Here is a 21,946-nt window from a genome sequence, read left to right on the forward strand (position 1 = left end):
GTACTGTGCTTTTTTTTATGGTCCTATGGGTTTTTATAACAATTGAATTGCTATTAAAGCATGGTGTTATACTGTTTCTATACTATCTTATTATGTGACAACCTACCTGATATGTCGTATTGTTAAGCTCTTTTGTTGAGGTTGTAGTAGAGTGTTTTTAAAAATTCATTAACCTTATATGGTTTTACAATAGAATCGTTGAATTGTGCACTTTTAAAACGGTCATCTTGTTCATCTTGTGTAACTGCTGTTAGCGCAATAACTATTACAGGTTTTTGGAGTTCACGGATTTTTTTTGTGGCCTCTATACCGTCCATTATAGGCATGTTAACATCCATTAGCACGATATCGTAATCCATTATCATAATTTTATCTAGCCCTTCTTGACCATTAGTGGCAACATCAACTAAAATGTTGTGACTCTCTAGTGTTTTCTTGGTAACTAAAAGATTAATGGTATTATCATCTACAACTAAAACTCTTTTGTTTTTAAGCCTGTCTATCGATATCTTATCTTCTATATTTTCATTGGCGTGTTCTTTTTGGGCTTGACCTACGGTGATTTCGAAATAGAAATTTGAACCTTCACCAACAACACTTTTGAGTTCTATTTTAGAGCCCATATCAAAAAGTAATTTACGCACAATGGTAAGTCCTAACCCTGAACCTTGAAAATAGCCTTGATGTTTTAGTTGTCCAAATTCTTCAAAGATTTTTTTCTGGTCTGCTTCAGAGATGCCTTGGCCATTATCTATAACTTCAAATTTTAGCTTTAAATTGTTTTCGACCTTTTCTATTAAAGTAACAACAAGTTGTACTTCGCCATTATTAGTGAATTTTAAAGCATTACCAAGTAAATTAATTAGGATCTGTGACATTTTTGTCTGATCACCTTTTATCCATTTAGGGATTTTACTATCTAAAGCTATTGTAAGGTTATTGTTGGTTTGGCCTGTGATGTATTCTAGAGACTCTTTTATATTATTTAATAGGTCTTTAAGAAGAAAGGCTTTAGCTTCTAATTCATTTTTTTCATTAGAATCCATTTTATTTAAAGTCAGTACGTCATTTACTAAATTGAGTAAGTAGTCTGCAGAAAATTTTAAAGATTGTAATTCTGTTTTATGAGATTTTAGATTTTTATCGTTGTTAAGTACAGTACTTAATCCAATAATTCCATATAATGGTGTGCGTAACTCATGACTCATTGTAGATAAGAAACGCGTTTTTACTTCTGCTAATTTTTCAGATTCTAATTTCGCTTCTAAGTATTCTTGATTCTTAATCTTGAGTTCGTTATTTAGTCTTCTTCTGTTTTTTATTACCTTCAGAAGGTATAATAAAAGTCCTAAAAGTAACAATGAAACTAAGACACTGCCTATTAGTAGATTTTTTTGTGCTTCGGATTTTTCAATCGCCAATTTACTTCTTAATTCTTCATTCTCAAGCTCTTCTTGGATTTGTGCACTTTTTAAACCTGCCGTTAAAATTTTTGCCGATTTCTCAATTTCCTCTTCACGTCTTGCAAGCGAAAGACTGTCCTGTATTTTGCCAATCTCGTAAGCCTTTTTATAATCTTCTTTTTTTACAAGGCAATTAATATAGCCTTCATAGCCTTGCTTTAAGACATCGATATAGTTTGTTTCTTTAGCCATGCGTATGGTTTGCTGGTATAAATCTGCGGCTACATCGTAGTCTTTATTGTAAAATGCATAATGCGACTTAAGTAAACTAATGCCGGTTTGTCCTAATTTAAAATCTTTGCCTACATTTTCTTCAGCAGCATCTATATAAGGCATAGCGCCTGTAGGATCGTTAAGTTGGTTAAAATGGATATCTGCAATATTATAGTTTAATATAAAAAGCGCCATTTTGTTATTTTGATTTTTTGCCAGAGGTAAGGCTTGCTCAAAAGAATGTATAGATTCAATAGAGGATCCAAACGCTAAATAGATATTACCTAGGTCTATCTTAGCGCCTATAATCGCCGTAGTGTCTTTAAGTCGTTCTGATAATTTGTTGTTTTTTTGAGCGTATTCAATAGCTTTTACAGAATCGTTTAAATGAAGGTAGGAATTGGCTAGGTAACTACGGATGTTAAAAACTTCGAGAGGAAGCTCATTTTGGTCAACAATTTTTAAAATTTCGCTAGCATTAAGAATTACAGAACTGTAGTTTTCTTCATAGTAATCTGCTATCATTACGTTTTTAATGGAATCAATATGACTTGTGATTTCGGAATCAGAAGCGTCTAGAATACTATCATTGGTGTCATTTGTATGTTGCGCATGAACGTTACAAATGAGTAAAAGTAATAGGAGGGAGGGGAGTAAAAATCGCATTATTGGTTGGCAAAATGTTTTATTGTCCTACAAAATACTGAAATTTATTGTTTATACTGTGGGTTTTTTTTATAATATTAATAGAGGAATGCTTAGGGGTTTTCTAACGCTTAGGTTTTTTGATAAAATGGAAAAGTAAATTACTAAAGTATGGTTCTATATACTGTAGGTTTATTAAAGCAAATCAGTCTTTATTAAAGAATCTAACTACCTTTGTAAAAAAATAAATAAGTCATGCAACTCAATCTTACAAAACCCATCTGCTTTTTCGATTTAGAAACTACAGGGATTAATATTTCAAAAGACCGTATCGTAGAAATTTCAATCCTTAAAGTCTATCCAGATGGTAAGGAAGATGCAAAGACATGGTTAGTGAACCCTGAAATGCCAATTCCAGCTGAAGTGACAGCAATTCACGGTATTTCGGATGCAGATGTTGCAGATAAACCCACTTTTAAAGAATTATCCAAGGAAATTTATAACTTAATTAAGGATTCAGATTTAGGTGGTTTTAACTCTAACCGATTCGATATCCCTTTATTGGCAGAAGAAATGTTAAGAGCAGGTGTAGATTTTGATATGAAAAATACACGATCTGTAGATGTGCAAACCATATTTCATAAAATGGAACAGCGCACTTTAGTGGCTGCTTATAAGTTTTACTGTGATAAGGATTTAAGTGATGCTCACAGCGCAGAAGCAGATACTAAAGCCACATACGAAGTTTTAAAAGCACAATTAGAGCGTTACGAAGATTTAGAAAACGATACCAAGTTTTTAGCAGAATTTAGCTCACGTAAAAAGTTTGCAGATTTTGCAGGTTTTTTAATCTTTAATAAAGAAGGAGAAGAGTGTTTCTCATTTGGAAAGCATAAAGGCAAACGTGTGGTTGATGTCATGGAACAAGAACCAGGCTATTTTGGTTGGTTACTAAATGCAGATTTTCCTTTGTATACCAAGAAGGTTTTAACGGCAATTAAACTGCGTCAATTTAATAATAAGTTAAGTTAATACCAAAGCGTTAAGAAGAATGAAACTAATCTGTATAGGTCGTAATTACACAGACCACATTAAAGAACTCGAAAACGAAAAACCTACAGATCCAGTCGTGTTTTTAAAGCCAGATACGGCAATACTATTAAAGAAGCAGCCTTTTTTTATTCCGGATTTTTCAGATGATGTTCACTATGAAGTAGAAGTTTTAGTGAAAATCAACAAAGTAGGGAAATATATAGATAAGAAATTTGCACATAAATATTATGACCAAATAGGGCTTGGTATAGATTTTACAGCACGAGACCTTCAGGCACAATTAAAAGCCAAAGGCTTACCTTGGGAAAAGGCAAAAGCCTTTGATGGAGCTGCTGTAATAGGGAAGTGGTTGCCAAAAACTAAATTTGAAAATATAGACAATATCAATTTTAGTTTAAAGCAAAATGACGACACCGTTCAGACAGGGAATACAGCACTTATGCTTTGGAAAATTGATGAACTTATAGAATATGTCTCAAAATATTTCACTTTAAAAATAGGAGACATTATATTTACGGGCACACCAGCAGGAGTTGGTAAAGTTTTTGCAGAAGACCAATTAAAAGGATATCTTGAAAACGAGGAAATGTTTTCAATAAAAATAAAATAAATGTCAGAATATTATAAATTACATCGCGTACGAGAAATGGCTGATAATGACGAAGATTTCGTTGCAGCTTTAGCAGCCGCTTTTTTAGAAGAGGTGCCAGAAGACGCTGAACGTTTAAGAACAGCAGTACCAGAAAAAGATTATAAGGAAGTTTATCAAGCTGCTCATAAAATGAAGCCAACTATCGATCTATTTGAACTTGGTGTATTAGATACATTGATAGAAGTACAGGATTGGGGTAAATTTGAGCAATCAGATAAAAATATAGATGAGCAGCTTACAACAGTCTTAACTGCAGTAGATAATGCTGTAAATGAAATTAAAGCCGATTTTGGACTATAACATATAGATGCAAGCAGAGATTATTACTATTGGAGATGAGATTCTCATTGGCCAAATTGTAGATACAAATTCGGCGTTCTTAGGCAAAGAGTTTAATAAGTTCGGAATTTCTATCTATCAGATTACATCAGTACAAGATGAAAAATCACATATCCTTAAAGCGCTAAAAGAAGCTGAAGAAAATGCAGATATCATTATTATAACTGGTGGCTTAGGACCAACCAAAGACGATATTACCAAGCATACTATTTGCGAATACTTTGAGGATACCTTAGTAGAAGACAAAGCTGTTTTAACTAATGTAGAGCAGATTTTTGCAAAATATAATTCTGCACCATTATTAGAAGTTAATAAGCAACAAGCCTTAGTGCCTTCTAAATGTAAAGTATTAATGAACCACAATGGTACAGCACCAGGTATGTGGTTAGAAAAAAACGGAAAAGTATTTGTATCGCTTCCTGGCGTGCCTTACGAAATGAAGGCCTTAATTACAGAGCAAGTTATTCCAAAATTAAGAGCACAATTTAAGTTTCCTTATATAATGCACAAAACCATCTTAACTTATGGTTTAGGAGAAAGTGCATTGGCAGAACGTATTGAAACATGGGAAAATAATTTACCTAACTTTATAAAGCTAGCCTATTTGCCAAGTTTAGGACGTGTACGTTTGCGTTTGTCAGGAAAAGCTAATGATAAATCTGTAGTTGAAAAAGAAATACTACATCAGGTAGATTTATTATTAACACAGATTGAAGATGTTTTTGTAGGTTATGAGGAAGATGAATCTATTGAAGCTGTTATTGGAAAACGTTTAACTGAGCAAGGAAAAACGTTAGCTGTTGCAGAAAGTTGTACAGGTGGACGCATTGCCGAAGCATTTACAGCAAATGCAGGATCTTCAGCTTATTTTAATGGTGGTGTAGTAACCTATGCAACAACATCTAAAATAAAAATTTTAAATGTTTCAGAAGCGGATATTAAAAAATATTCGGTAGTGAGTAAACAGGTAGCAGAAGCTATGGCGAAGCATGTAAGAACATTATTTGACAGCGATTATGCTATAAGTACAACAGGAAACGCAGGGCCAACAAAAGGAGATTCAGAAGCAGAGGTTGGAACGGTATGGATTGCAATTGCCTCTAAAGACCAGGTGTATTCTGAAGTTTTTAACTTTGGAGATCATCGTGAAAAAGTGATTGGTAGAGCTACAAATAAAGCTTTTGAAATGCTTCAGAAATATTTTTTGAAAAAGTAGAGTTTTATATTTGCTGAAACGTAAAGTTTTATTAAATTTGCACCCTGTTTAAAATATCTATGTTCGGATATTATATTCTTAGGGTTAGTATTTTCAAAGAATTTCTTTGAGAAAAATAAAATTTTAAGAGTTAGCAGAAAAATAATAATACACCTAAAGAAAGAAAACAATGTCAAGAGTTTGTGAACTTACTGGGAAAAAAGCGATGGTTGGAAACAATGTTTCTCACGCTATGAATAAAACAAGACGTACATTTGATGCCAATTTAATCAAAAAACGTTTTTATATTCCTTCAGAAGATAAGTGGGTAACATTAAAAGTTTCTACATCAGCATTAAAGACTATCAATAAAATTGGTATCGAAGCAATGTTAAAAGAAGCTAAAGCAAAAGGATTTTACAAATAATAGCGTTAGCGCTTAAGTCAATTTACAATGGCAAAAAGAGGAAATAGAATACAAGTTATCTTAGAGTGCACAGAGCACAAAACTTCTGGAAAACCAGGAACATCAAGATATATTACAACGAAGAATAAGAAGAATACGCCAGACCGTATGGAGATTAAAAAATTTAATCCTATCCTTAAGCGTATGACAGTTCATAAAGAGATAAAATAAGAAACCATGGCAAAGAAATCAGTAGCGTCTTTACAGACAGGATCAAAACGTTTGACAAAAGCTATAAAAATGGTGAAATCACCAAAAACTGGAGCATACATGTTCGTAGAATCAGTAATGGCACCAGAATTTGTCAATGACTTTTTAAACAAAAAATAATCTTTATTTATATATAGATTAACTAAACTGCTTTCATTTGAAAGCAGTTTTTTTATGTTTATATTTGAAAACATCTGACATCTTAACAGTAAAATATTAAAGGCAAGGTTGTTGCAATGTAATAATTGCGAATAATACTGTCACACTGAGCTTGTCGAGGTGCTGATTAATAACCTAACAACAAAATGAGTTTTTTTAAAAAAATATTCTCTTCCGAAAAGAAAGAAACCTTAGATAAAGGCTTAGAGAAATCTAAATCTTCTTTTTTCAATAAATTAAATAAAGCCGTTGCCGGAAAATCTAAAGTTGATGATGACGTTTTAGATAATCTTGAAGAAATCCTAGTCACTAGTGATGTTGGTGTTAACACGACATTAAAAGTGATTACACGTATTGAAGAACGTGTTGCTAAAGATAAATATTTAGGCACTTCAGAATTGAACAAAATTCTAAGGGAAGAAATAGCTGCGTTACTCTCAGAAACTAAGTCTGGCGAAGAAACAGAATACACAATTCCTGAATTACCAAAACAAGCTAATGGTTCTAAAACGCCTTATGTACTTATGGTTGTTGGAGTAAATGGTGTTGGAAAAACAACAACCATTGGTAAATTGGCATATCAGTTTAAAAAGAAAGGCTTAAAAGTAGTGCTTGGAGCTGCAGATACCTTTAGAGCAGCAGCAATAGATCAATTACAGGTTTGGGCAGATAGAGTAGATGTACCAATGATACGACAAGAAATGGGATCTGATCCTGCTTCTGTAGCATTTGATGCTATTCAATCTGGTGTCAATCAAGAAGCAGATGTCATTATTATTGATACAGCTGGACGTTTACACAATAAGATCAATTTAATGAATGAGCTGACAAAAGTAAAACGTGTCATGCAAAAAGTAGTTGGCGATGCGCCTCACGATGTACTTTTAGTTTTAGACGGCTCAACAGGTCAGAATGCTTTTGAACAAGCTAAACAATTTACAGCAGCAACCGAAGTTACTTCTTTAGCCGTAACCAAGTTAGACGGAACTGCCAAAGGAGGAGTTGTGATTGGTATTAGCGACCAGTTTCAAATTCCGGTGAAATATATTGGAGTAGGAGAAGGTATTGAAGATTTACAAGTCTTTAATAAATACGAATTTGTAGATTCATTCTTTAAATAACACCTTCTAAGTTCAGGTGTAGCACCATTAGGCGTTTTATAATGTGTAAACCATTACATTTAAAGGATTATAAGATTTTAAAGCCGATTACAATACTTACGGTATTGTATTCGGCTTTTATGTTTTTTAAATATGCAGCGTCTTTAATATTGGTCTATGCAACACCACAAAGCCCTTTACTTCCAAAGCAGTTAAATGCTTATGCATCCTTTCCGTTGTATTTTATAGTCGTATTTTTTGCTGTCCTAAGTTTCTTTAGTATGCGAAGTTTATGGACTAAACAGTATAATGTTAAACGTGTTTATGCCTTGTTTGGAATTGTATTTTTGTTTTGCATTTTTCAGAGGCAGATTTATCAATGCATTATGCGTTTTAATCCTTATGGCTAATTAATCAAAGCATTAATTTTTATCCAAAGCTCATTATCAAAATTAGAAAGCGCAAAATTATTATCGTCAGCAGATTGGCCCATTCGTATGATGACTAATTTTTTACTAGGAACCACATAGATTTTCTGATCATTTTTACCCAGCGCAGCATACATGTCATCTGGCGCATCAGGAATAAGTGCTCCTGAGAACTCAACTTGAGTTTGAGGTAAATGATACGAAGATTTACCATTTAACCACCACAAATAACCATAAGCCAAATTAACCTCCTGAGAAGTGTTGGTGGCAGCAGATAAATAATTGTCGTTTACAATTTGTTCATCTTCCCATTTGCCATTGGCATAAGTTAATAAGCCAAATCTAGCCATGCTTCTGGTATCGCTTAGGTAAACACTTAAGCCACTTAAGTCTATCCAATTTCCAGTCATTCCTATTTTGTCTCTAAGATGTGTATTAAAGTAATTGTCCCAAGTTGTATTGCTAGACTCAGCCACAACATCTTGTAATTTTACATACACATTATGGTAAGCCCAACGCGTACCAGCATCTGCCATATACTGTAAATTTACAGGCGAAACATCATCACCTAAAGTATCGTCTAAACCAGAGGTCATGGATAATAAATTTTTACAAGTAATTAGGTTTTCTTTTTCTAATGGAGCACTTGTCCAACCAGTACCAAGATAATCTGAAACTTTATTATTGATATCCAATAAACCTTCATCTTGAGCAATTCCAGTAACTGCAGTAGTTAATGTCTTTCCTGCACTTGCCCAATACCATGGGGTAGAACTGGTATGGTTATTAAAATAATGTTCTTCAACTATTTTGCCGTTATGAAGAATCATAAAACTTTTAGAGTTTTTTTCCTCTAGGAAGTCTAATAATGGTTGAAGCTGATCTTCATTCCAATTTAATTCTGAAATTGATTTAGTTTCCCAGGTATCGGAATTTAAAGGAGGGAAATAGATCTCATCGGTTGGAGAGCCTTGGTTCTCTGAAGAAGTATCATCACTTGAACAAGAAATAAATAGAAATATAACTATTAAAATGGATGTAAATTGAAAAGATTTCATCGTAAGTTTTTATTTAAGACCTATAAATATACTAAAGGTTTAATTTACATTGTATCTTTGCAAACTGATTTATTTAAACATGCGTACAAAAACTCTTAAGAAAAACAGAATCAACGTAGTAACTCTAGGCTGTAGTAAAAATGTTTACGATAGCGAAGTGTTAATGGGACAGCTAAAAGCAAGCGGAAAGGACGTTGTCCATGAGCAAGAAGGCAACGTTGTAGTGATTAACACTTGTGGTTTTATTAATAATGCCAAGGAAGAAAGTGTGAACACCATTTTGGAATACATGCAGAAAAAGGAAGATGGAGAGGTTGATAAAGTCTTTGTAACAGGTTGCTTAAGTGAGCGTTATAAGCCAGACTTAGAAAAAGAAATTCCAAATGTAGATCAGTATTTCGGTACTACAGAATTACCAGGCTTGTTAAAAGCTTTAGGAGCCGATTATAAGCATGAGTTAATTGGAGAGCGTTTAACAACAACACCAAAAAATTACGCTTATCTTAAAATAGCAGAAGGTTGTGATAGACCTTGTAGTTTTTGTGCTATTCCTATCATGCGCGGAAAACATAAAAGTACTCCAATTGAAAATTTAGTTACTGAAGCAGAGAAATTAGCTGCCTCAGGTGTTAAAGAATTAATTTTAATTGCTCAAGATTTAACCTATTACGGTTTAGATATTTACAAAAAACGAAATCTTGCTGAGTTACTAGAACACTTAGTTAAGGTTGAAGGTATTGAGTGGATACGATTACATTATGCATTTCCAACAGGATTTCCGATGGATGTGTTAGACATCATGAAGCGTGAACCTAAGATTTGTAATTATCTAGATATTCCGTTACAACATATTTCTGATGACTTACTAAAATCGATGCGTCGTGGTACAACTAAAGAAAAGACCACTAAATTGATTCATGAATTTAGAGCTATAGTTCCTGAAATGACCATTAGAACAACACTAATTGTTGGTTATCCTGGTGAAACAGAAGCACATTTTGAAGAACTTAAACAATGGGTTTCTGAAATGCGTTTTGAGCGTTTAGGCTGTTTTACGTATTCTCATGAAGAAAATACACACGCTTACAATTTAGAAGATGACGTACCTGAAGAGGTGAAAATTCAGCGTGCCAATGAAATCATGGAAATTCAATCTCAGATTTCTTGGGAATTGAATCAAGCCAAAATAGGACAAGAGTTTAAAGTGGTTATTGACCGTAAAGAAGGTAATTATTTTGTTGGTAGAACTGAATTTGATTCGCCAGATGTAGATAACGAAGTTTTAATTGATGCCTCTAAGGTTTATTTAAAAACCGGAGAATTTGCAACCATTAAAGTAACTGAAGCAGAAGATTTTGATTTGTATGGCGAAGTCTTAGTGTCCTAAAACAATTTGAAATAGCTAAAGCTTTTTACAGTTGTGCTATTCGGCTTTTATATAGGCTTCTTTCATCCATTCAATTAATTCGTCGTCAATGTTGTCAATAGATGTTATTTGAACACGATGTGTACACATGGTACCAAAAGGTCCGGAATTTCCTAGTCGGTCTGTAGTTAGTTTTTCAGGGAGTTTTAATCCTAAATCAATTCGTGTTTTTGTAGCAGGTTTTATTAACACAAATTGGCGTTTTCTAATAACGCTAACACTGGTTTTTTTAGGTGTGATGGTCACATCTGTTCCAAAGGTTTTAACGGTAGCAAGTATCTTTTCATAAATAGGAAATAAACTCTCCTTGCCTTTATATTGGTTGCTCACCAAATCCTCAGGCGTATTGTTTTCTTCTTTAGAAAGGGTAACAATGGTATTGGCAAAACCATGGGTGACACCATGTTCTTTTTTTAGGAAATTGACTCCTTCAGAATGTTTAGCAAATGCTTTTTTACTTAAAATAGATTTCCATTGTTCTAAGGATTTGCCTGTTTTCTCAGGCATATTATCAATCATGGTTTGTAACGCTTTTTCCATTTTGTTTGATATTTCTGTTAAACAAGTGACAATATACTGTATTTTGTGTCATATAGTTGAATACAAATCCGTAGTAATATGACCAGCTCAGTAAAACACAATAGAATGCAAATAGGTTTATTATTGTTTTATACACTTGTTAGTGTGATTATTTGGTATTTTGTTTTTTAAATGTTGCCTTTCGTTTTTTAAGACTTTATATTAATTTATTTCATTTATCTGTATTCCGGATTTTCAAAATTCCAACGTGTACCATCATCCCAATCCTTACGAGAATTACCGTAAGCAGGATACCCATTATTTTCCTTTAAAAGTTTAGCCAAATGCATTAAATTATAAGTCATAAAGGTGGTATTTCTATTGGTGAAATCATTGTTTTTAGCATCTGCTTCTTTATCGAGATAACTAGGACCAGGTCCAACTTCGCCAATCCAACCGCAATCTGCTTGTGGTGGAATAGAATAACCAATATGTTGCAAGGCATAAAGCATACCCATGGCACAATGTTTTACGCCATCTTCGTTGCCTGTTATAATAGCACCTCCAACTTTTCCGTAGAATAGATATTGCCCTTTGTCATTTTGTTGGCCACTCATGGCATAAAAACGTTCAATTAATTTGGTGGCTTCCGAGGATTTTTCACCCAACCAAATTGGTGTGCCAATAACGCAGATATCTGCTTCAAAAATACGTTTAAAGAGTGTTGGCCATTCGTCGGTTTGCCAACCGTATTCTGTCATGTCAGGATATACTCCTGATGCCACATCATGGTCTATAAAACGAATGGTATCTACACTAACATCTTCCTTTTTCATAATGTCTATGGAGCGATCCATTAAGCCTTGTGTATGACTCACTCTTGGTGACTTCTTAAGCGTACAGTTAATGAAAACGGCTTTTAAATTTGAAAAATCTGGCTTTGACATGTGTTTCGTTTTTTAGTTATCCTTAAAAGATAATGAAAAATTATTAGACATGCTGGTCGATTAAAATAGCATTGCCATCAGGATCTAAAACCACAAAGCTTGCAGGTCCAGAGGTGGTTTCATCTGCTTCGTGTTCTAATATGATGTTTTTACTTTTTAGATGTTTCTGAATGGTGCGCACATCATCAAATTTTTCGAGTGCATTGGCGTGTTGGTCCCAACCAGGATTAAAAGTGAATATATTGTTTTTAAACATGCCTTGAAACAAACCCACTAAGGATTCTCCATTTTTCATAATGAGATAGTTCTGTTCTAAACTTCCAGCAAATACTGAAAATCCTAAAGTTTCGTAAAATGTTTGTGAGGCTTTTATATCCTTTACCGCAAGACTTATTGAAAATGCGCCTAGTTTCATAATTTAGAGTTTAAGTTAGTACTTAAAGGTAATGAAAGTTTTAATTATGACGTTTAGTAGATGTTTTTAATGACCGAGAGTACGTAGAGAACCAGCAATTAGTTATGCAAATCTTAAGGTTATAAGCCTGTATTATTAATCTAGATATTAGTATTGTGCCTTACGCCGTGTGTTCTTTTATGCTATAAGCTTGTTTTAAGCACTTTATAAGCATGCTATAACCACGCTATAACCTGTATTTTGAAATTTTTTATAACGCTGTTTCATAGGTGTTTAGCTTAAGATTTGAGATTGTGGCACAACAGACCGAAATTATCCCTTTAGTAGGAACGTTATATGATATTAATTTTTAGGATTTGAATGGTAAGCCGATGGCACAAAAAGCGGATGGTGGGTTTACTAGAAAAGCGATTTAAACTAAGGCTGGTATGGAACGTGTGTGTGAAAAAGCCAATGGGTTTGGGTATTGCTCAGTGGTGAATGAAAAATTTAGGTTTATTTGGTATTCATTTTATGTGAGGACATATAGTTGTTTGACGGTTTTGTGTATGATTAGTTGTGTTGGCTATGATTAAATTATTAAAAGAAAACGAACCATTAGGAAAATCCGCAGGATTTTCCGAGTACCCACACTAGTAATTAATTATAAACGGTGTTGCCATTTCGTTATTTTATTCCATTCGTTTTTCAATTCCGATTTTGTGTTAATAATTCATTCTGTATTATATTATTCAATTTATTGATATAAAACATATCTCGGTGGTTTTATTCCATTTAGTCGCAAATAAACGAGCATTTGCCCTCGGTGATGAGTAATGTGGTCAGTAAGTAATAGAAAAATTTGTCTTTTGGTTCTATCTAATCCTAAATAGTCCAATCTATCATTAAATTTAGTTGTATCAAATTCAGTTATTAATTTTATTGTTTCATTAAATGTTTTTTCTATTGTTGCAATCATTTCCTTTTTTGATTTATTCTCAACTTTAAGTTCTGTGTCTGTATTCCAATCTCTTGCTTTACGTTCACCCAATAAAGTTTGACTATGCCAATCCATTGCCCAAGCAATATGCATTAAATTTTCAGCAAAGCTCGATGACTCTGGTGATGCTTTAAAAGCATATTTGTCTTCTGGCATTTTCTCCGCAACAAGAACCAAGTATTTCCGAGAATTTTCCAATCGTTCCAAATAATCCTCAATAAAACTATCCTGTTGAGCAAACAGAGGTGATGAAACTGAATTCAATAGAAAAATTGTCGTAAGGATAAATATATGTTTCATAATTTTAAAATTTCGTTTTATTTATTTCGATTTTTATCCGTTCAGAGTGCGTTCCATCAATGAATGTCAATGTCTCGCGGCTATAAAAGCGTTTGAATGTTTTATAGCCAACGTTAAACGAAAGTAGTTTTTTTGAGATTTATAGTCAAGTGATTTATTCTTAAGTATTTAGTTTTTTATTTATCTTCAATTTTTAATAAACTAAAACACCGTTTATATTACAACTCTAAACATTTTGTTATTGCTTAACTTAAATTTTTAAGTACTTCAATAATTTCATCTGGTTCAGAGCGCGTTCTGTAGTCTACATTGACGTAATTCCATTTTATAATACCATCCGTATCTACAATAAATGTAGCAGGTATTGGTAAAATACTAGCATTGCCATTATTAATTTTCTTCAAATCTAGTCCACGATCTACGCGCATATGTTCCATTAAAAACTCAGGAACTTCCCAAGCCACACCATATTGTGACGCTATCTTTGCGTCTTGGTCAGATAACACTGTAAATGCCATTGTGTTGATTTCGTTTTCTGTTAATGAGCCATCTGGTACTTCTGGACTAATGGCAACTAATGTAGCTCCTAAGGCATGAATTTCACTTAATTTATCTTGCAATGCTCTCAATTGCAAATTGCAATAAGGACACCAACTACCACGATAAAATGTAACAATTACAGGCCCTTTTTCGAGTAAACCAGACAGTGAAATGAGTTGCCCTTTTGGATTTGGTAATTCAAAATCTATAGCTTTGTTCCCAATTTTTAGAGCATCTTTTCCTTGTTCAAAAGCTTTTGCTTTTTCAATGATATCATCAACACCTTGCATAAATTCAGGTTTTGCTTTTCTCCCTGCAGCAATCTTAGCGTCGGTTTGTTCTTTTAATGTTTTCATTATTTGTCTGTTATTTACAATTCTATAGCATTGATATTTACTTATAAAATAGCGTTTACTAAAAACTAAAGTTTGATTTTAGTTTGCTACAGCATCTTGATTATCAAAAAATGGAAAATAATTTAATCTCGTTAAGGTAAGCTATATTGTAACCACTTTTTAATAAATTTTAAGCTGAATTGTATGGTTTTATTTGGTGTTTAAAGGTATTCAGTTTTGACTCTAAGACATCATTAGTATTATTTTACCAATACATTTAACGATTGTTTAGCTCTATCTTGTTATTAAAAAGTTCTATTTAATTAATGATTATTTTTTCTACACGTCTTGAAATTGAATCAGATAATTGAAAGAAATATATTCCTGAAGATATTTCTTTTAAAGAAACTGTATTTAATCCAGCATTAATTTTGATGGTCTTTATCGTTTTTCCTTCAATATTTTGAATTTTTAATTTGAGGTCATTAGTGGTTTCTATTACTATTTTATCAGTTGCAGGATTTGGATAAATATTGAAATTTATTTTAATTGTTTCATCTAAAGACAATGCCAAAGGTATGTCTCTGACGGCTCTCACATAGTTATTAACATATAAAATATCACCTTGTGGTCCAAAATATGTTGGGTAAGTATTGTTTCCTACTTGTTTTGGATCGTTTCTTTGCGCACCAGCACCATGTGTGTCATATATTGTTGGTATAAATGTTGGAGGAAAAGACATTTCACCTTGCGCTTCACCAAAGCAAGTGTAAACGGCATCAGAATATGGGTTTGGTCCATCTTGTAAGGGTGAACTTGTCCAATAATAGCCATAATTAGAATCTCCATTCGGATTGGTAAATGAGCTACATGTAAATAAAGGGTCTATAGCTGGAGAGTTTGTGGTTTGTAATGATCGCGTATAATCTACGATGCTGTGTAACTCTTTAGCGTTTGGTAAACGCCAATCATCATAACCAGCAAGCGATAGATTTTCACAGTAAAGTAAAGCATTTTCCCAATCGTATGTATTGCCATTATCAACTTGTTGCCACATTAATCCTGTAGCATTATCTGAAATAGTACCATCACCATTATCTACAAAACTATTTATGCCATATGATGTGTTTCCTCTCACCATTCTAAAATACATTTCATTAGGGTTACCATTCGCAGGGTTTAATTTGGGATAAGCTTTTAATCTACCATCAACAAAATTATATCCAAAAATACCTAAGTTTCCACTCATTATTAAACCAACATATTGCGTGCTTGACCATGTTTGAGCATCAATTTCTCTTTCGCCTGTAGAAACATCTCCAATTGGTTGATTAAAATAATTGACATCTATAAACATATCTACGGCATCATCACCAAAGCATCTGCCTGTGAAATTTGCTAAAGAATATAATTCTTTTATAGTAGGTACTCTCCAATCTGTATAGCCTCCTAGGGTAGAATTAGCTGCTTTTGTAAAAGCTGCTTCATAGCTTATTTTAGTTCCCATATCTTGTTCCCACATTAAACCTGTGACATTATCTGTAATGGTTCCGTCTCCGTTATTTGTATAAGAGGGTTGATTTCCTATATACTGAGCATCTTGTCCGTAAAATGCTTCACCAGCAGAAGGTGCAGAAATTATTGAGGTATTATTGTAATAATCTGAAACAGATGTATCTACAATTGGATACGTTTGACTAAACCCAATAAAATATAAACTTAAAAATAGAATTGTTGCGCAGTTTTTAATTGATTTAAATATAATCATGTCCTCAATATTTTGTGAATATTCAATGATTTTGACTGTTTTTTTTATAAATGGTTTAATGATTAATTTATGTGGTGTTTTTTTTAATTAAAGTCAAATTATAAATAGTTGATTCCAAGATCTTTTAACTAAGATGATCAGTAGTTATTACAACTCATAAGCATTGTTATTCACAAAGAACACAGCGTTCACTAAAAAGAGTTTTCCATTTTCCCAGAAGCTTCTAAAAAGCGTGTTATCTACCATGTAAATAAAACTACCGCTTCCCATGGGTTCTTCGCCAAATACTAAAGTTTGGTCTAATGCTTTTAAAGCCTGTTGGCCTGCAAAACCAGAAAACACTTTGGTGTCATTTAAGTATGCCACGTTATAGCCGTTTTCTAATATATTGTATGCAGAGCTTCCTAATTTAAGCGTGAAATACTGATCGCTGTAACCAAATGCCATAGGATGCGTCGCATCTACTTTGGTATTAAAAATAGCACCTGTAATAAGGTGGTTGCTGTACTCGCGTTCGCGATCTGCATAAGCCGTAAGGTTTTCTTTTTGGTCATCAGCTTCAGGTGTTTTAAAATTGAGACTAAAGCCTTCTTTACCCGCAAAACTTCGCAGTGCACCATCAATAGCAATTACTTTTCCGCCAGATTTTACCCAATCTTTTAGTTTTGTTAAGTTGTTTTCGGTGAACACTTTGCCGTAGTAGCCATTTGGCAGAATTAATACATTGTATTTGTTTAAATTGGTTTTGCTAAAATCATCGGTATTTATAGACGTCAACGGATAGTGTAATTGTTGTTCAAAGAAATGCCATAGTTCACCATAGCTTAAAGACGATGTGCCTTCACCAGAAAGAATAGCTACCTTTTGTTTGTTTACCAATTTAATATCTGGCGAGCCCATATCTGGAGTGCTTTGTGAAAAACCAGAATTAATTGCTGTTAAAGGTTGTGCATGCTCTTGTGCAATGGTATTTAATTTTGAAACCATTTTTTTAATATGCTTATTGTCTCCTTTGGTGATGATGAGTGACCCTCGTTCAAATTTGGTGTTATTAGAAGTGAATGGTTTTTCGGTAAACCTCACTTTAAAATTTTGCTTTAATAGTTCTGCTAAAAACTGAGCATCTTCCATAGAGTTCCATTTGCTCACATAGCCATAAGCATCGTTTAAGTTTTGAAGTGCTTTTTTGCTTAAAATTATTCTGCTCTGTACTTGAGAGGTGCTTGCAATAGCATCTAATCCATAGGCATAAGGCAGTGACCAAGCCGTGATATCGTAAGTTAAAGAATCTGAGAGTTTGGTGTTTGGTTCAAATAATACCTTTACCATTTTACCTTTGGGTTGATTGCTATGCACCACTACCGCATTTGCATCTACATTAAAACTACCTTGTTTTCCTGTGGCATAATGGTAACCCGAAACCTTAGTGTTTGTGGCATTTTCGAAAGCAATCTGATGTTTATTTAAAAGCGTTTTTAGGCTATTCAATTTATCTTCATTGCCTTTTAAGACGTAGCTTTTGTATTTTAAGTTGGTATTATTAAAGAATTTACTAAACTCGGTATTTAATTGTTTTGCATTTTTTGAAGCCATTTCAACCGTAGAAAGTCCTGTGGTTGTATGGTGTGTTAAGCGTTCTACTAATGTTAACACATGGCCTTCGTCATTCAATATACCTAAACCAGCCATACCGTGACCGCCTTGCTCATAAGTCATTCCCATGGCTCCCATAAACGTTGGGTAGGTGTCTCCATAACTTGGATACAATAAATCAAAACGTTCTCTGGTAAAGAATAGCCAACCTTCTTTGTCAAAATACTTAGCGTGATTTTGTCCTATTTGTGTTTGGAAATCGCGTTGCCAATCGGTAATAATTTCATGAAGTGGTTCTGCTGCAGGTGCAAAATAGTATGGTTCGTTAATGCCTTGCTCATGGAAATCGACATGCACATGAGGCATCCATTTGTTATAAAACTCTAAACGTTGTTGTGTTTCTACTTGTGTTGCCCAAACCCAATCTCTATTTAAATCAAAGAGGTAATGATTTGGCCGTCCTGCTGGCCAAGGTTCGTTGTGTTCACTCGCTTGTTTGTCAACATCGTATGGTTCACTTTTTGTTCTGTTGTACCAATTAACGTAGCGATCACGACCGTCAGGATTTACACTTGGATCAATAATAACAACCGTGTTTTTAAGTAACTCTTGTTGCTCAGTTAGTAATTTATATAAGGTAAGCATAGACGCTTCAGAACTCGATGCTTCATTACCATGCACATTATAACTTAACCAAACAATGGCAATATCTGTTGCTGTTGCTTCGCCTTCTAATAAACCTGCATTTTTTAAATTGTTTTCTCTAATAGTTTCGAGTTGCTTCATATTAGCTTCGCTCGTTACAAAAGCCAAATACAAATCTCTGCGCTCGTTGGTTTTTCCGTAGTTTTCTAATTTTACTTGATGAGGAGCTGCTTTTTCAACGGCTTTAAAATAATCAATAACCTGATGATTTCTGCTAAATTGTGTGCCAATATCATAACCTAAAAAGTCCGTTGGAGATGGAATGGTTTGCGCTGAAGTTAAGGTTAGGCCACTAAAAACGACCAAAAGAGCTAAGATGAATTTTTGCATTTAATTTAAAATTAAGGTTGTAAGCTAGTAAAGATAGTTAGTGCAACTGAATTAACTAAAAATTAGCAGATAAAAAATTGAAGAGTATTATCTTTATGCCATAAATAAGTTTGATAATGCCAACCAATTATATTCCGTTTAAGGATACCAATTATTTCTCAGATTTTATATGCGATTATCTCGCTGAAAAAGAAGAGTTAAAAGAATTCTACCATCGTTTTCCTAAGTTGGAAAATTTTGAAGCACAGATAAAAGAAAAAGGTTTGTCTGTTAGAGCGCAGTCTAGAACTATTCTCGCAGAAACTTTAAAGCAGCAATACAAAAACATAGCGACTTCAGAGCTAACAGCAGAACATATTGAACGTCTAAATCTTGAAAATACCTTCACGATTACTACAGGTCATCAATTAAACTTATTTACAGGACCATTGTATTTTCTGTACAAGATTATTTCTACTATAAACCTAGCAAAGCAATTACAAACAGCATATCCAGAGTACAATTTTGTGCCTATGTATTGGATGGCTTCAGAAGATCATGATTTTGAAGAAATCAATTATTTCAATTTTAAAGGCAAAAAGATTCAGTGGAATTCTGATCAAACAGGAGCTGTTGGTCATTTTAATACCGAAGGTTTAGATGAAGTATTCGAGGTGATTTCTTTAGAATTTGGAGGTGGAAAACATGCGGAACAACTAAAAACATGGTTTAAAGAAGGCTATCTTAAGCATCATAATTTAGCAGATGCTACACGTTATTTGGCTAATGCATTATTTGGAGAACATGGTTTAGTGATTATAGATGCCGATGATAGGGAATTGAAACGTTTGTTTATTCCACAGATGAAACAAGAAATGCTAGAACAAACAGCATTTAAAACTGTTTCTGAAACCAATAAGAAATTAGAAGATTTAGAATTAAAGATTCAAGTAAATCCGAGAGAGATTAACCTCTTTTATATTAAAGATGGTATACGCGAGCGTATTGTAGAAAGTGAAGGCGTTTATTCGGTACTAGATACTGATATTTCTTGGAGCAAGAGTGAGCTACTAGAGCATCTTGATGAATTTCCGGAGCGATTTTCGCCAAACGTGATTATGCGACCTTTATATCAAGAAGTGATTTTGCCAAACCTCTGTTACATTGGTGGAGGCGGAGAAATGATTTATTGGTTGCAATTAAAATCTAATTTTAAAGCGCAGAATGTTACATTTCCGATGTTGCTATTACGAAATTCGGCCTTAGTAAAAACAACAAAGCAAGCAGAGAAGCTTGAGAAGTTGCATATTTCGGATAACGATTTGTTCTTAGATAGACATTCGTTTATTAATAAAAAGGTTAGAAAAATATCGAATATAGATATTGACTTTTCAGAGCAAATTCAACATTTAGAAACCCAATTTAAAAGCCTTTATGATTTAGCAGAACAAACAGATAAATCTTTTATTGGTGCTGTAAAAGCCCAAGAAGTCAAACAATTAAAAGGCTTAAAACATCTTGAAAAACGATTGTTAATAGCACAAAAGCGGAAATTAGCAGACCAAATTAGTCGTTGTACAGAATTACAAGAACAATTATTTCCTAATCAAAGTTTACAAGAACGAAACACTAATTTTTCAGAATTATATTTAGAGTTTGGCGAGGATTTAATACCAGAATTACTAAAAGCTTTAGAGCCATTGAAAGGTGAGTTCTTAATATTAAATTTAAAATAGTCCATGCACAAGATTGATATAGAGTTGGTAGAAATGACCTTAGATGTCATGAAATATGTCATCGGCCGCGTTTCTGCAACCGAACATCAAATAGGTAAACCTAAAAAATCTGAAGAATTAAAAGCATTAGTTGGCGAAACCGTAACACCTGATGGTGTTGGAGGAGAATATGCGTTTAACCTTTGGAAAGCACATTTAGCAAAAGCCAATGTGCCTGTAGATCACCCAAGAAACTTGGCATTTGTACCAGCTTCACCAACGAAGGCGGCAATTATGTTTGATTTAATTACGTCGGCATCAAGTATACATGGCGCATATTGGATGGAAGGTGCAGGAGGTATTTTTTGTGAAAACGAAGCCATGAAATGGATTGTGTCTTTAACAGGTTTACCAGAAGGTGCTTTTGGAGTTTTTACAAGTGGAGGCACAGCAGCTAATTTATCTGCGATTGTCACCGCTAGAGAACATTGGAGAGAAAATCCGGAGTTTAAGCGCGAAAAAGGATTGATTGTAACATCAATAGGAGCACATTCATCCATAAAAGCCATGGCTAAAGTGGCTGATGTAGATATTGTTTTGGTAGATTCTGAAGAGCATTTAACAGGCGAAGCGCTTAGAGAAGCGATTGCAACATTAACCGAACACCAACGTAAATGTTTATTTGCTGTTGTTGCAACTGGAGGAACCACTAATGCTGGAATTATTGACGATTTAGATAGTATAGCTAAAGTCTGCGAAGAAGAAAATCTATGGTTTCACGTCGATGCTGCTTATGGAGGAGGTGCTTTGGTAGCAGATTCTGTACGTCATTTATTTAATGGTATAGAAAAAGCTGATAGTATTACCATTGATCCGCATAAATGGATGTTCTCACCATACGATTGTGGTGCTGTAATTTATAAGAATATGGAATTGGCAAAAAATGCCCATTCGCAACAAGGCTCATATCTCGAAATATTTAAGGATGAAGGAGCACACGGATTTAATCCAACCGATTATCAAATTCAATTGACGCGTAGAGTTAGAGGTTTGCCTTTATGGTTCTCTTTAGCAACACATGGTACCGACCGTTATAAAGAAGCTGTAGAACGTGGTTTAGAATTGGCACAAATAGCAGGACGACTCATTGAAGCGCATCCAGATTTGGAATTGGTGAGGGCACCAAGTTTATCATGTGTCTTATACAGAAGAATAGGTTGGAAACCCGAAGATTATACACATTGGACATACGAAAACCATGAAAAAGGATTCGCATTAGTGACACCAACCAAATGGAAAAATGGTGATACTTATGAAACTTGTTCGCGTTTTTGTTTTATCAATCCTGATACTACCGAAAAGGATATTGCTATGATTCTAGATAGTATGGTCTAAGTTCACTAATGTAATGTAG

Annotated in this window: 21 protein-coding genes; 12 read left to right on the top strand and 9 right to left on the bottom strand. The window is 33.8% G+C overall.

The features are described from left to right. Nucleotides 1–122: 122 nt before the first annotated feature. Nucleotides 123–2,342 carry a response regulator gene (locus KO504_RS00195; RefSeq protein WP_215924153.1) on the bottom strand — a complete coding sequence of 740 codons (2,220 nt, stop codon included), beginning with the start codon at nt 2,340–2,342 and terminating at the stop codon, nt 123–125. Between the two features lie 234 nt (nt 2,343–2,576). Here KO504_RS00195 and KO504_RS00200 point away from each other — a divergent pair, with 234 nt between their 5' ends. The 9 genes from KO504_RS00200 to KO504_RS00240 all read left to right on the top strand — a co-directional run bounded on the left by KO504_RS00200 (nt 2,577) and on the right by KO504_RS00240 (nt 7,905). After that, entirely contained in the window at nt 2,577–3,353 is a 777-nt protein-coding gene (locus KO504_RS00200; protein ID WP_215924155.1) for a 3'-5' exonuclease, read from the top strand. Nucleotides 3,354–3,372: 19 nt separating this feature from the next. After that, nucleotides 3,373–3,984, top strand: coding sequence for a fumarylacetoacetate hydrolase family protein (locus KO504_RS00205; RefSeq protein ID WP_215924157.1), 612 nt, complete (start codon nt 3,373–3,375; stop codon nt 3,982–3,984). Then, complete coding sequence (locus KO504_RS00210) at nt 3,985–4,326, top strand: Hpt domain-containing protein (protein ID WP_215924159.1); 342 nt, start codon at nt 3,985–3,987, stop codon at nt 4,324–4,326. A 7-nt stretch (nt 4,327–4,333) separates the two neighbouring features. Next, a complete protein-coding gene (locus KO504_RS00215; protein ID WP_215924161.1) occupies nt 4,334–5,581 on the top strand; it encodes a competence/damage-inducible protein A in 1,248 nt (415 codons plus the stop codon). Nucleotides 5,582–5,750: 169 nt separating this feature from the next. Continuing rightward, nucleotides 5,751–5,987, top strand: coding sequence for a 50S ribosomal protein L28 (gene rpmB, locus KO504_RS00220; protein ID WP_215924163.1), 237 nt, complete (start codon nt 5,751–5,753; stop codon nt 5,985–5,987). A 27-nt stretch (nt 5,988–6,014) separates the two neighbouring features. After that, a complete protein-coding gene (gene rpmG, locus KO504_RS00225; protein WP_215924165.1) occupies nt 6,015–6,197 on the top strand; it encodes a 50S ribosomal protein L33 in 183 nt (60 codons plus the stop codon). 6 nt (nt 6,198–6,203) lie between these two features. After that, nucleotides 6,204–6,356, top strand: a complete 153-nt coding sequence (locus KO504_RS00230) for a DUF4295 domain-containing protein (RefSeq protein WP_008271041.1) — start codon at nt 6,204–6,206, stop codon at nt 6,354–6,356. Between the two features lie 185 nt (nt 6,357–6,541). Continuing rightward, a complete protein-coding gene (gene ftsY / locus KO504_RS00235; protein WP_215924167.1) occupies nt 6,542–7,516 on the top strand; it encodes a signal recognition particle-docking protein FtsY in 975 nt (324 codons plus the stop codon). Nucleotides 7,517–7,557: 41 nt separating this feature from the next. Next, complete coding sequence (locus KO504_RS00240) at nt 7,558–7,905, top strand: hypothetical protein (RefSeq protein ID WP_215924169.1); 348 nt, start codon at nt 7,558–7,560, stop codon at nt 7,903–7,905. Here KO504_RS00240 and KO504_RS00245 read toward each other — a convergent pair. Continuing rightward, a complete protein-coding gene (locus KO504_RS00245) occupies nt 7,902–8,981 on the bottom strand; it encodes a serine hydrolase domain-containing protein (protein ID WP_215924171.1) in 1,080 nt (359 codons plus the stop codon). The genes KO504_RS00240 and KO504_RS00245 overlap by 4 nt on opposite strands. A 79-nt stretch (nt 8,982–9,060) precedes the next feature. Here KO504_RS00245 and rimO point away from each other — a divergent pair, with 79 nt between their 5' ends. Further along, nucleotides 9,061–10,368 (top strand): 30S ribosomal protein S12 methylthiotransferase RimO, encoded by a 1,308-nt coding sequence (gene rimO / locus KO504_RS00250; RefSeq protein WP_215924173.1) that lies wholly within the window; start codon nt 9,061–9,063, stop codon nt 10,366–10,368. A gap of 36 nt (nt 10,369–10,404) precedes the next feature. Here rimO and KO504_RS00255 read toward each other — a convergent pair whose 3' ends face one another. The 7 genes from KO504_RS00255 to KO504_RS00285 all read right to left on the bottom strand — a co-directional run bounded on the left by KO504_RS00255 (nt 10,405) and on the right by KO504_RS00285 (nt 18,838). Further along, nucleotides 10,405–10,947 carry a DUF4287 domain-containing protein gene (locus KO504_RS00255; protein ID WP_215924175.1) on the bottom strand — a complete coding sequence of 181 codons (543 nt, stop codon included), beginning with the start codon at nt 10,945–10,947 and terminating at the stop codon, nt 10,405–10,407. 215 nt (nt 10,948–11,162) lie between these two features. Next, nucleotides 11,163–11,873, bottom strand: a complete 711-nt coding sequence (locus KO504_RS00260) for a flavodoxin family protein (RefSeq protein WP_215924177.1) — start codon at nt 11,871–11,873, stop codon at nt 11,163–11,165. A gap of 43 nt (nt 11,874–11,916) precedes the next feature. Further along, nucleotides 11,917–12,288, bottom strand: a complete 372-nt coding sequence (locus KO504_RS00265) for a VOC family protein (protein ID WP_215924179.1) — start codon at nt 12,286–12,288, stop codon at nt 11,917–11,919. 736 nt (nt 12,289–13,024) lie between these two features. Then, nucleotides 13,025–13,567, bottom strand: a complete 543-nt coding sequence (locus KO504_RS00270; protein ID WP_215924181.1) for a DinB family protein — start codon at nt 13,565–13,567, stop codon at nt 13,025–13,027. Nucleotides 13,568–13,812: 245 nt separating this feature from the next. Continuing rightward, on the bottom strand, nt 13,813–14,463 hold the full coding sequence (locus KO504_RS00275) for a peroxiredoxin-like family protein (protein ID WP_215924183.1): 651 nt from the start codon (nt 14,461–14,463) through the stop codon (nt 13,813–13,815). Between the two features lie 298 nt (nt 14,464–14,761). Next, nucleotides 14,762–16,210 carry an Lcl domain-containing protein gene (locus tag KO504_RS00280; protein WP_215924185.1) on the bottom strand — a complete coding sequence of 483 codons (1,449 nt, stop codon included), beginning with the start codon at nt 16,208–16,210 and terminating at the stop codon, nt 14,762–14,764. A gap of 147 nt (nt 16,211–16,357) precedes the next feature. Continuing rightward, the gene (locus KO504_RS00285) at nt 16,358–18,838 is read right to left on the bottom strand and encodes a M14 metallopeptidase family protein (RefSeq protein WP_215924187.1); all 2,481 of its coding nucleotides are present in this window, start codon (nt 18,836–18,838) and stop codon (nt 16,358–16,360) included. Nucleotides 18,839–18,954: 116 nt separating this feature from the next. On the opposite strand from KO504_RS00285, the gene bshC reads away from it, so the two are divergent. Then, nucleotides 18,955–20,553, top strand: a complete 1,599-nt coding sequence (gene bshC, locus KO504_RS00290) for a bacillithiol biosynthesis cysteine-adding enzyme BshC (RefSeq protein WP_215924189.1) — start codon at nt 18,955–18,957, stop codon at nt 20,551–20,553. Nucleotides 20,554–20,556: 3 nt separating this feature from the next. After that, on the top strand, nt 20,557–21,927 hold the full coding sequence (locus KO504_RS00295) for a pyridoxal phosphate-dependent decarboxylase family protein (RefSeq protein ID WP_215924191.1): 1,371 nt from the start codon (nt 20,557–20,559) through the stop codon (nt 21,925–21,927). Nucleotides 21,928–21,946 lie beyond the last annotated feature (19 nt).

The organism is Winogradskyella psychrotolerans, from assembly GCF_018860565.1.
Lineage (GTDB): Bacteria > Bacteroidota > Bacteroidia > Flavobacteriales > Flavobacteriaceae > Winogradskyella > Winogradskyella damuponensis.